Origin of the sequence: Thioclava sp. UBA3469 (assembly GCF_002378135.1) — a bacterium.
Classification (GTDB): domain Bacteria; phylum Pseudomonadota; class Alphaproteobacteria; order Rhodobacterales; family Rhodobacteraceae; genus Thioclava; species Thioclava sediminum.
On the sequence record NZ_DFRG01000121.1, the window covers coordinates 11,473 to 22,151 of the forward strand.

The window sequence follows — 10,679 nt, forward strand, 5'->3', positions numbered from 1 at the left end:
GTGGGAAGATCGGTTCCAGCCGAAAGACCAGCCGATCGATGCACCTGTCGATGTGCTGCTGAATTTCCTGCCGCGCAAGACGCGAAAAATTTCACCTCAAGGCATCACTCTCTTCGCCATCGACTATTTCGAGCCCTGGCTGGGCCCGCTGGTCGCGCGTCGTGACCGGCTGGAGCCGCTGGATCTGTGCTATGATCCTCGCGACATCAGCCATGTCTACGTCAAGGATCCGGATACCCATGCCTGGCGGCCGGTCAGGCGACGGGACGGACTGGCCGAGCCGATCACGCTCTGGCAGCACCAGGCGGATCGACAGAGGCGGCGCGAAATCCAGCGGCGCCCTGTGCAGGAGGCATCAGCGATCCGACGCGAAATCGCCGCAACTGTTGCCGCCGCCAAAACCCCCAAAAGCCGTTTGAAGGAGATGACCCGCGCCCGGCATGCCACCGAGGCAAAGAAGCCTTATGCCGACTTCGCTGCGCCTTCCGCCTCGGCCCAGGCAAAGCTCGACCCGGATCGTCCGCGGCGCGTCTTCCCGGTCGAGGATTGGTAAGGTGCCGGACCACCTCATGTCCGCCACCGTCCCACTCTTGCAGGCCGATGACGCAGTGCGGATCGCCCATGTGCGCGCGCCGCGCTGGATCAGCCATCCGGCGGCCGGCGCGGCGCATGACGCGATGCGACTGCTGCTCGAGCGACCGCGATCCCTGCGCCCACGCGGTTTGCTGCTTGCCGGTCCCTACCACAACGGCAAGACCATGATCGCCGAACGCTTCGCCGTCGAACATCTGCGTGCCGCCGACCAACAAAAGGTGTGGGTGATCCAGACCCGGGAAGGTGCAGGGCTGTCGCATTTCTATGCCAGCATCCTGTCCGGATTGCGCGCACCACAAGCCGCTGGCTGGCGCAGCCTGTCCCGCGCCGGCGATCAGGTCGATCATCTTCTCGAGCGCCTGAAGCCGCGCCTTTTGATATTCGACGAGTTCCACAGCGCGTTGCGCGGGCGGCGCCAGGATGTGAAGGCCATCTTCTCGTTCTTGCGGCGGATCGCACGGGTGCATGACATCTCACCCGTCCTTGTCGGCGAAATCGCGATCTACGATGCGGTTCATGATACGGACGAAATGGGCTCACGTTTCGATACGATCCCCATTCCACGATGGCCGTATGACGAGGAATTCGCGACGCTTCTCGACAGCCTGGAAGCCAGTCTGCCGCTCGCCGAAGCCTCCGATCTGTCGCGCGAACCCTTGGCGAAGATCATCCATGATCTGTCAGAGGGGCTGATCGGCGAGGTTGTCGAGATCGTCACCCGTGCCGCAGTGGCGGCAATCTCGCGCGGTGAGGGCCGGATCACGGGCGCAACCCTGTGGGACCTCGGCTATGTGCCTCTCTCGAGGCGCCGTAATTCCGCTTTGCGTCACGATATGACATGAGGTTTGGGCCGACCGAGATATCCGTCACACCTGCAGAGCGGTATGAAAGTGTGGCGGGAAGCCGTTGGCCAGTGAGCATTATGCCCGCACCAGGTGAACTTCTGTCGAGTTGGCTGCACCGCCTCGCCTACGCGAACGGCATACCTCCGCACTATTTTGGCACGCTTCTCGGAGCGCCGGGTGAGAACTGGTCGGCGCGGCTTGATCGGGCGTTGCCCGATCGCATCCTGCAGTTTCTGCGAGAGCATACCGGCATACCCGTGGAAGACATCGCGGCTCTGACCATTGCCCCTGACCCCTTGGCCCGGCTGCGTTTGCCCCTGCGGGCATCGCCTCAGCAGAGTTGCGCACCCAGGAGGCAGGTTACCTGGCTGCAGTTCTGTCCCGCTTGTCTGACGGAAGACGAAACGCCCTATTTTCGCCGAGGCTGGAGCCTCGCGACACGCGTTTCTTGCTTTCACCACGGTTGTCGGCTTCGGGACAGGTGCCCATCTTGCGGGGGCGGATTGGCTCCGTTCAGCCAGAAGCGTCTTGTGCCGCATCAGATCTGCGCCTGGTGCGGCGCGGCCCTCTGCAAACGCACCCGTCCCGCCGCCAACGGAGTTCGGCGTCTGGAGCGTCTGATCGACGATCTGCTTCGTCTGCAGGCATCAGGGCATCGAATGGCAGAGGGGCGATCACTCCCGGACCTTCTTGGATCAGCCTGCTTTCAATTTAGTCGACGGCCAATGTCCATCGCGCGCCTCTCTCATCGGGATCGCTATCAGCTGTTTTGGCAATTGACGGACGGGCAATCGACGCCGTTCGGAACGCGAAGAAGTTCCGCGATCATTTATTGGAAACGCGTCGCTCAGGTTGCGCCAGCTTGGGGCGGACTGGTCGCATCTTTCAGCGATGCCGTCCTGCCTCGGCCCAAAGCTGGGCCTTGCTCTAACACCGCTGGCCCGAATTTGGCGGATCTCGTTCAGGCGGCCGCGCGGCTCGATCAGCAGCGGCAAGCGCTGTAAAAATTCCCGGTGAGTTTCAGGCGCGCGCGGCCAGCCCGGCATCATTCAGCTGTTCAGCGTCTGGCAGATCGCGCAAGCTCTCCAGCCCGAAAGCTGCGAGGAACGCGTCTGTGGTCACGAAGGTATAGGGGGCACCACGACGCGGCGCGCGCGGCCCAGTTCCAATCAGACCTGTCGCGTTGCCCTTTAATCTGAGACGCGACGCGTTTGGCGACAATTTTTGCCCTTAATTGTGAGATACGGCTGTCATGGGGCCCCTGTTTCTCGCGCACCTTTGCGCGATGTGATCAACCGCGGCAAGCAATCGAGGCTCCTTCTCGAAGGCGCGCAAGAGAGCAACCCTTGCATAGTCGTCGATGCTTTTGCTGACGATGGCTGCCTTAGCCAAGGGATGAGATCGAGCGGCGGCGATTGCGGCGAGGCAGAACAGCCTAACTTCCGATCTGGGGTTCTGGACAGCGAACGACGGATCCCCGCGGAAGGTTTTGAGTGACATGGCAAAGGTGACTGCGCGCATTGCGCGCCGAAGTTGCTTGGGGCCGCGCGAGCGCGCGGCGCACTCAAGCATCTCTGCCCCGCGGCGCGCTCGGTATATCAGTTTTCCAGATATTTGTTCCTCACGGAGTTTGCCAAGGGTCTGCACAAGTCTCGTCCCGCAAACTTGGCAGTCAAATGCCCAGGCCCGCCTCCAATGCCTGAGCGAAAGACCCTCTCTGGCGCATTGCATGCAATGCTGGAATGGCATCTGAGCCGTCAGCGAGGCTTCTCGTGGCGTCATTGCCGGAAAGGTCAAAGATCGAACAACATCTGGGTTAACCCGTGCGGCGTTGGCAATCTTCGCCGCCGCAGCCGCGTCGACGTTGAAGTCCAAGGCGGTGCCATGCGCGGTATCGATTCTGAGATGAGCCAGTAGTTCCGCATCATCACAGTAGTTGGCCGCCGCCAGCCGAGACAACCAACCTGACAACAACTCGTCTGGCAGCGGCGCGACAGTCTTGGGCAGCGGGTGCGGCTTCACACCCGGGACTTCTGGAGCCGCCGATGGGGGTTCGCATGGCGCGACCAAACCGGCGTCCATTTTGCGATTGCGTCATCGGTGATGCATTCCTCGCCTGTGATAATGGCGTCGATGGAAAGATCCTTGACCAGAGCGAAGATGCGCGAGGTCACCCCACCGGTCAGTGCCAAGACCTGCTTGAGAGATTTGACCTTCAGGTTGGACTTCTTTTCCAGTGGCATGGCAGCAATAAGGGTCTGGATCATGTCCGAGAACTCGGCATCGTCGCGCCAGTTTGGCAGATGATGTTCGTCCAGCCGTCGGGCAAGCTGGATATCACCGCGAATAGCATCGACGGCCTCGCTGACCCCAAGGCAGACCAGTGACACCTCGAGTTCATTGCTGAGATACCGCAGGACATTGAGAAATCGGCGCTGTTCGCGGTGGGTCCCGGCCAAGAGATTGTGGACCTCGTCGATCATGATCATCCGCAGGCCAAGGTCGCGTAAGAGCGCGATGACACGGACTTCGAGGGAAGCCACATTTTGAGCGCGGGCGCTAAGAGCCGTCGCCGGGGCGCCGACGGCGGCCAGGATGTGCAGGTAAAACCGCCGTTCATCAGGTGCGGGCGGCGCTTGCAACAGCAGAAGCGGTGTGCGGGTGATGCCCGACGCCGGATCGTATTCTGGTGCGTACTTGCGCGACAGGTTTCGGGCAATCATCGTCTTTCCGATCCCGGAGGCGCCATGCACAAGAAGCCCAGGCATACGGGTTTGTCGTGGCGCTTCGATCATGCCCTGCAAGCGGTCCAACACCTGTTCCGCCCGAGGAAAGCCGATCCAGATATCCGATTGAATGAGGGCGATCCGGCCGTCTTCTTCAGTTGTCCCTGCCCTCAATTCACCATCTCTCCACCTTGAACAATGGGCGCGATGTATCACCCGTATCGATCGGGCGCAGCCCTTCGGTTGTCGAGACGGCCGAGTTCGTGCCCTTCAATGTCCCTTTTCTTTCACGGGTTCTGCGTTCGGCCTTCGTCAGGCCCCGGCTTTCAGCTTCGATCTGGCGTTGCTGTCGGATCAGCTCAGCCAGCACCAGCTCATTAGACCCGGACTTGCCAAGGGCACGGGCCTTCCTCATCGCTTCGCGATATTCCCAGAGCGAGACGGGCGGAATTTCCAGGTTTCTGTACCGCGCCTCAACATACCGGCCATCGTCCAGTTCGACCCAGATCATTGAGATATCGCGAGGATCGTAGCGAACGACCACCTTTCCATCCCCGCGCCCAATGTGGCCTGCAAGGGCATCGGACCAGTACCTTATCTGGAACAGATGGATGCCGTCACGCCTGATCTTGCGCAGTTCACTCGGCAGGAAGCTCACCTGAAAGGCTTCCATCTCGAAGGGGATGTCGCCTGTCATTTGCTCTGAGAGCGCCTCCCATTTGGCAACGGGCGTGCAGCCAAGACTTGAATGAATGCTGTTGTTGTAACGGCAGATTTCCAGAGCAAACCAGCGATCGAATTCGCTCAACGTCATCGTGGCCTTGCTTTCGGCGTCATAGTCGCCCTTTGCCGCGATCGAGGATTGCGTTGTTCCCGGCAACAGGTGAACGGCCCCCATCATGGTGCCGATCAACCGTTCGATGTGACCACCGAAGTGAGGACTTGCTGGCGGTCGATAGACCAGATCGATCCCCCAATCCGCACAGGCCGACCGAAAGGCGCGCGACCGGAAATCGCGACCGTTATCGACGTGGATGCTGTGCGGTTTGCCCTGTGCCGGCCAAGGAACATCGCACGCCAATTCCGCAAGAAGTTCCTCCTTGAGGGCCACCGCCTGTGTCAGGCAAAGCGCCACTGACAGACGCGAAGGTGCCTCGAGAGAGGTGTAATATCCGGTCACCATCCGCGTTGCGACGTCGATCGCCAGCGTGACCCAAGGCCGCCCAATTGGTTTGCGTTCAAAGCCGTCGACAAGAATGATGTCCGCCGGTGTATGATCAATTTGGACGATCTCCAGTGGCATACTGGCCTTGTTCTCACCTGTGACCGGCGCAAATTTCTGGCGGGCCGCCTTTGCGCCCTCTCGTGCCTTCGCAACTTCGCGGGCATCCATCGCATCCAGACGACGCTGAACCGTTCGCCGTGTCGGCGGTTGCAAGCCCTCCTGCCAGCAAGCGCTGCGGATTTCTGTCACGACGCGCGACAAGCTCGAACGCTCCCGGCGCAAGAAATAGCGGCGAAGGTGCTCCTCGATTACCGCTTCGACTTTGCTGGATATTAACATCGTCCCGGTCGGGCGGCCCCGTTTCCGCGGAGCCAGAGCGCTGGTGCGCCCACCCTCTTCCGCCAACCGTTTTATCCAACGCCAGACCGTCGCCCTGCTGACACCAAGCTCCCAAACGGCGTCATTGATGCCACGTTCCAGGCTGCCAGTCCCATTGAGATATGCCTGAACAAGAGGGCGCAGCACCGCGGCCCTGCGCGCCTCTTCAGCACCAACAGCAACGCAGTCTTCGCCATCACCATCCATCGATATTTGCCGCAAATGTCTGTGAACCCTGTCTCAGGTTTAAGGGCAAAAATATCAGAATTAAAGGCAAAATCTCATATTTAAGGGCAAAGCTCAGCCGTTGATTTCGTTGGATTTCCCATCTCACAATTAAGGGCTACGCGACAGGAGTCCAGCATACATACGATATTATACTATCGCAACACCAAGTATAAAGACGCATAATGAAGTTTATGTTAAATTTCGAAGAATTCAGCGCGTAGGGACTTATTATGCAGCCTAAAGTCGACATCAAACTGCATCGGATTGTTTCATCCGAGCAGACAAATGTTGCTGACTACATTTAGATCGTTCCGTTCCTCCATTAATCGTGAAGCATCTGATGTGATGTCAATTTCCAGGCCAGAGTCCTTTTCTTGCAGAATCGCTGGCTACCCGTCACGCGCCCACGCAATTGCGGACTCGGTATCGCTGGATTCGAACCACTGCATCTCGGAGCCCGTCAATAGGTTGACCACCCGTGCGCCCCATTCCATCCATCTGCGTTCTCCGACAACCGCTATGCGACCGAAATCGTTCGCGTGGGCGGTGTCGACCTTCAGATCTTCTAGCATCGCCGAAGGCTCTTCGTAGCCCTCGAAACTTGTAAGGTCGAGAACCAGACCCGGATTATCGGTTGTTCCAAGACGCTCATGAAGCAGCGCGTGCATTTACTTGAATTCTGTCTCCGTCAACTTGCCTTCGCAGACGAGCCCGATGACATCATCACGCTCGGTCAGCGTTTCCTTGAACATTGGTCTTCTCCTTTTCACTTGCGTTGCCGTGACCGTAGAGATCGGCGTTCTGATGAGCGCGATCCTCGTGCTCGAATTCGAGGCTGGAATGGCTGATGCCGAATTCTTCCTTCAGCCGCTCCTTGATCGCGCTCTTGATCTCTTCGATCTTCGACCATCCCTCGGCTGCCACGACGACATGACAGTCGAGCGCAGCCTCGTGCTCTTGCATTTGCCAGAGATGGACGTGGTGGACGTCGGCGACGCCTTCGACTTTCCGCATCGCTTCGACGACGGCCTCGTTGTCGATGTCCGGCGGGCTCCCGAGCATCAGGGTTCGGATTGGGCCGCCTATTTCAGTGAAAGACAGATACAGGATGTAGGTCGCGATGCCGATGGTGATGGCAGGATCGACCCAACGCATGTCGTAAAGGATGATCAGCGACCCAGCGACGATAACCGCGACCGAAGCAAGCGCATCCGAAAGGTTGTGGAGAAAAAGCGCACGGATGTTCACGCTCCCCTTCTGCATCGAATAGGTCAGCATTGCGGTCAGCGTGTCGACCACAAGCGCGATTCCACCGAGAATGACGACGGTCCACCCCATGACTTCGGGTGGATCAATCATGCGCATGCCACCTTCGTAGATCAGATAGAAGCCGATCACGATGAGGGTGGTGTAGTTGATCAGGGCCGCGACGATTTCGACCCGGCCATAGCCGAAGGTCATGCGCTCATCGGCCGGGCGGCGCGCGATCTTGCGTGCGGCAAAGGCAATGACAAGCGAGGCCATATCGGAAAAGTTGTGCAGCGCATCGGCGATCAGTGCCAGGCTGCCCGACAATATGCCCCCGACGATTTGCGCAACGGTAAGAAGCCCGTTCGCCCAGATCGCGATGGCAACCCGCCGATCGCCAGAATCCGGATCGATATGCGCGTGCCCGTGGTCATGTGGCATTGGCAGGCTCCTCATGCGCGTGTGTCGCGCGTCGGTCAGTCTTGAGGCGGTCGCTGCGGAAACCACGAACGCGCGCATTCATCCAGTGGCGTATGATATGACGGTAAAGGGCACCACGCAGCCATCCAAAGGATTGCTCATGGGAAAAATAGAAGGCGTCCGGCGTATCAAACACGCCGAAATCCTGCACGATGCCGGTTTTCTGAATGTAGGTATCTTCTCCGTTCCAGGCGACGGGAGGCGCGCCAAGGCAATCCGTGCCCGCGCCATAACCGCAGAGACTTTCTGTGTCCGAGAATGACGTTTGCAGGACATCGAGGAAAGCGTCATCCAGGATGAAGCCTTCAAGGTTGATCCAGGCACCTTGAAATTCGATCTCGACCCATGAGTGGAGAATTTCCTGCGGAGCAAGCGGATACACCAGCTCAGGGACAACACCGCGCTGCAAGCCTTTGTGGATCGTAAACCCATGCAACCGGCAACGAATGCCGACACCACGCAGCAGCGCCATCAAGAGCGTGCTTTTGGTATTGCACTGCCCATAGCCGTCGGAAAGCACTTCGGATGCGGGGATGTCGTCAGCTCGATTGTATCCGAACGCGATTTCATTCCGAACGAAATCATAGGCAGCTCCGATCCGATCGTATTCGGATAAGCCGCGCCAGCTGCGGTTCTCAATTAGACGCGCAAGAGGCGCGGCATCAAAATCCAGTAGTTTGGTGGGTACAAGTAGGGGGTCGATCATCTGCAACGGGTCGCTCCTCGAATCGTCTTGGAACAAGACTAATTGCTATAGTCACTATAGCTTCAATCCTTTCTTTCAGAAAGAATCTCCCGCAACTATTTGTCCGTGTGAACCGCTTTGTGGTGTTCGCCGTGTGCGTCGCGCAGGATGTCGATACCGCCCCAGGCCGCGATCCCGGCGACGATCACACCGACGACAAGGTCCGGCCAGTTGGTTCCTAGCCAAGCGACGAGGCCACCGGCCACGACGATCCCGAGGTTCGCGGCGAAATCGTTGTAACTGAAGGTGTTGGCCGCGCGGATATTGACGTTTGGATTTTTGAGCTTAGCGAGCAGCCAAACGCAGACTGCGTTGATAGCCGCCGCGATCAGGGCCATTGCAATCATGATCGTCCCGAGCGGATCTGACCCACCGATGTAGCGGCGCCACGCATCGTAGAGGATGCCTGCAGCGAACAGGATCAGCAGCCCGCCGGAAACGTTCGCCGCCCCGCGTTTCCATTTGGCGGATCGGGACAAAGCGAAAAGGCTGATCGCGTAGACGAAGCTGTCGGAGAGGTTATCGAGCCCGTTGGCGATCAGGGCACTTGAGTCGCCGAAGGCGCCTGTTGCGAAAAAAGCCACGGCCAAACCGATATTGAGCGCCAGAACGATCCAAAGCGTCCGTCTCTCCATTGAATCTTGTCTAGCGGCCATTTTGTGGTTCCAGCTTGTGTTGTACGACACATTAACTTCTGCGGCAGATCTGCGTTCCAGCCGGAATGTTGGCTGAATTCCTTCAGGCCCCGATTTCCTCGTGTTCGGTCAAGCATTCCGAATGGTCCCGCAACACCTCAAGCACCTTGCAATCTCCCGTCCGCCCGCCGCTGCATTCGTGAACCATGCGTTTCAGTTCCGTGCGCAGCGCCTTCAGGCGGGCCATGCGCTGCTCCACCTGTTTGAGCTGGCGACGCGCGATGGCATCAGCCTCATCACAGGGCCGGTTGGGATGGTCGCTGAGGTCGAGCAGCTCGCGGATCGCATCGAGCGAGAAACCGAGTTGTCGCGAATGGCGGATGAAGGACAGCCGGTCGAGCTGTGCATTGTCGTAGCGCCTCTGCCCGCCTTCGGTCCTGCCAGGTTCGGGCATGAGCCCAATCTGTTCGTAGTACCGGATGGTCTGCACCTTCGTGCCAGTCTTCTTTGACAGAGTACCGATCGTGAGCATTTTCGCCTCCATGAAAAAGATACAGTTTGTGTAGGTTTTGCCGTCGGAATAAACAAGTGTCGGTTTCACAGACGCGTGAGTTCAAGCTATACCATGATTTCGTGCTTGAACCTCTAGCGGCTAGAGGATGTATCCGCACTTGCAATAAGAATCAAAAACAGGCGAACAGGATTGTCCCTTACATCGGCACAGAAGTTTCTTTGGGTTTTGGCAGGCGTGGCAGCGCTTGCCTTCGTATGGCTCTTGCTATGGTCCGATTATCGTGCCGATAGCGCCCGAACTGACGCCGAGCCGCCTTTTTTCGCTGAGTTCGAACTGACGGACCACCAGGGTATGGTTCAAACCGAGGAGGACTTTGCGGGGCGCTGGATGCTGGTTTTTTTCGGCTTTACCAACTGCCCCGACGTCTGCCCGACGACCCTATCTGAGGTCGCGGCGGTGATGGACGGTCTGGGCGACGATGCCGCCAAGGTCCAGCCGATTTTCATAACAATCGACCCCGAACGGGACACGCCCGCCGCACTCGCCGAATACGTCCCGCTGTTCGATGCGGGCATCATCGGGCTGACGGGCACGCCGGAACAAATCGCCGCCACATCCGAGACGTTTCCGATCTTCTTTGAACGCGTCGAAGAGGCTGCGGCGCCGGATGGTTACACGATGGGCCACACGTCGCATTTGTTCCTCTTCGATCCCGACGCGGGCTTCGCCGACTCGTGGCCCTACGGCACCTCCGCCGAAGAGATACTCGCCGATCTGGAAGAGAGGTTCTGACCGACATGAACCGTATGTCCGGAGAAACAGCCCTCGGGCTGGCGTGGATCATCGCGCTCGTCGCCTCGCTTGCCGTGCTTTTTGTCGGCGAGGTGCTGGGGCAGACGCCCTGTGTGCTGTGCTGGTTCCAGCGCGCCTTCATGTTCCCCTTGGCCATTGTCCTCGGGCTCGGCCTTTGGTGGCGGGACGGCCGCGTGGGGCGCTACGGCATCGCATTGGCGCTTGGCGGCGGCGCAATCGCCCTCTGGCACATGGGGCTGTACGTCGGT

General features: G+C 59.0%; 13 protein-coding genes and 1 pseudogene. 5 read left to right on the forward strand and 9 right to left on the reverse strand.

Annotated features, from left to right (window positions below; all coding sequences use genetic code 11):
* From B3D39_RS09960 to B3D39_RS20660, 3 genes are all read left to right on the forward strand, one after another.
* Positions 1 to 553 (forward strand): Mu transposase C-terminal domain-containing protein (locus B3D39_RS09960; protein WP_286789645.1); only part of this gene is annotated, 553 nt, incomplete at its 5' end.
* Positions 554 to 569: 16 nt separating this feature from the next.
* Positions 570 to 1,436: a TniB family NTP-binding protein gene (locus B3D39_RS09965; RefSeq protein ID WP_093412196.1), complete on the forward strand. Its 867-nt coding sequence runs from the start codon at positions 570 to 572 to the stop codon at positions 1,434 to 1,436.
* Between the two features lie 80 nt (positions 1,437 to 1,516).
* Positions 1,517 to 2,443 (forward strand): TniQ family protein, encoded by a 927-nt coding sequence (locus B3D39_RS20660; protein WP_414717990.1) that lies wholly within the window; start codon positions 1,517 to 1,519, stop codon positions 2,441 to 2,443.
* 16 nt (positions 2,444 to 2,459) lie between these two features.
* Here the strand turns inward: B3D39_RS20660 and B3D39_RS09970 are convergent.
* The 9 genes and pseudogenes from B3D39_RS09970 to B3D39_RS10010 all read right to left on the reverse strand — a co-directional run.
* Positions 2,460 to 2,624: pseudogene (locus tag B3D39_RS09970) on the reverse strand (SMC-Scp complex subunit ScpB); the annotation flags it as partial.
* A 45-nt stretch (positions 2,625 to 2,669) separates the two neighbouring features.
* Positions 2,670 to 3,461 carry a TniQ family protein gene (locus tag B3D39_RS09975; RefSeq protein ID WP_038147409.1) on the reverse strand — a complete coding sequence of 264 codons (792 nt, stop codon included), beginning with the start codon at positions 3,459 to 3,461 and terminating at the stop codon, positions 2,670 to 2,672.
* Positions 3,458 to 4,339, reverse strand: coding sequence for a TniB family NTP-binding protein (locus tag B3D39_RS09980; RefSeq protein WP_038147410.1), 882 nt, complete (start codon positions 4,337 to 4,339; stop codon positions 3,458 to 3,460). The genes B3D39_RS09975 and B3D39_RS09980 overlap by 4 nt, the downstream gene beginning before the upstream one ends.
* A gap of 1 nt (position 4,340) precedes the next feature.
* A complete protein-coding gene (locus B3D39_RS09985) occupies positions 4,341 to 5,975 on the reverse strand; it encodes a Mu transposase C-terminal domain-containing protein (protein WP_156102976.1) in 1,635 nt (544 codons plus the stop codon).
* 410 nt (positions 5,976 to 6,385) lie between these two features.
* On the reverse strand, positions 6,386 to 6,664 hold the full coding sequence (locus tag B3D39_RS09990; protein WP_234988885.1) for an STAS/SEC14 domain-containing protein: 279 nt from the start codon (positions 6,662 to 6,664) through the stop codon (positions 6,386 to 6,388).
* Between the two features lie 55 nt (positions 6,665 to 6,719).
* A complete protein-coding gene (locus tag B3D39_RS09995) occupies positions 6,720 to 7,685 on the reverse strand; it encodes a cation diffusion facilitator family transporter (RefSeq protein WP_010138164.1) in 966 nt (321 codons plus the stop codon).
* Positions 7,675 to 8,430: a transglutaminase-like domain-containing protein gene (locus B3D39_RS10000; protein ID WP_026155634.1), complete on the reverse strand. Its 756-nt coding sequence runs from the start codon at positions 8,428 to 8,430 to the stop codon at positions 7,675 to 7,677. Before B3D39_RS10000 ends, B3D39_RS09995 begins: the two co-directional genes overlap by 11 nt.
* 95 nt (positions 8,431 to 8,525) lie before the next feature.
* Positions 8,526 to 9,104 (reverse strand): cation transporter, encoded by a 579-nt coding sequence (locus B3D39_RS10005; RefSeq protein WP_009573601.1) that lies wholly within the window; start codon positions 9,102 to 9,104, stop codon positions 8,526 to 8,528.
* 103 nt (positions 9,105 to 9,207) lie between these two features.
* Positions 9,208 to 9,636 (reverse strand): MerR family transcriptional regulator, encoded by a 429-nt coding sequence (locus B3D39_RS10010; RefSeq protein ID WP_013959865.1) that lies wholly within the window; start codon positions 9,634 to 9,636, stop codon positions 9,208 to 9,210.
* Between the two features lie 207 nt (positions 9,637 to 9,843).
* On the opposite strand from B3D39_RS10010, the gene B3D39_RS10015 reads away from it, so the two are divergent.
* Positions 9,844 to 10,410, forward strand: coding sequence for an SCO family protein (locus B3D39_RS10015; RefSeq protein ID WP_026155633.1), 567 nt, complete (start codon positions 9,844 to 9,846; stop codon positions 10,408 to 10,410).
* 5 nt (positions 10,411 to 10,415) lie between these two features.
* Positions 10,416 to 10,679, forward strand: a 264-nt coding sequence (locus tag B3D39_RS10020) for a disulfide bond formation protein B (protein ID WP_286789646.1), incomplete at its 3' end; no start/stop codon positions are given.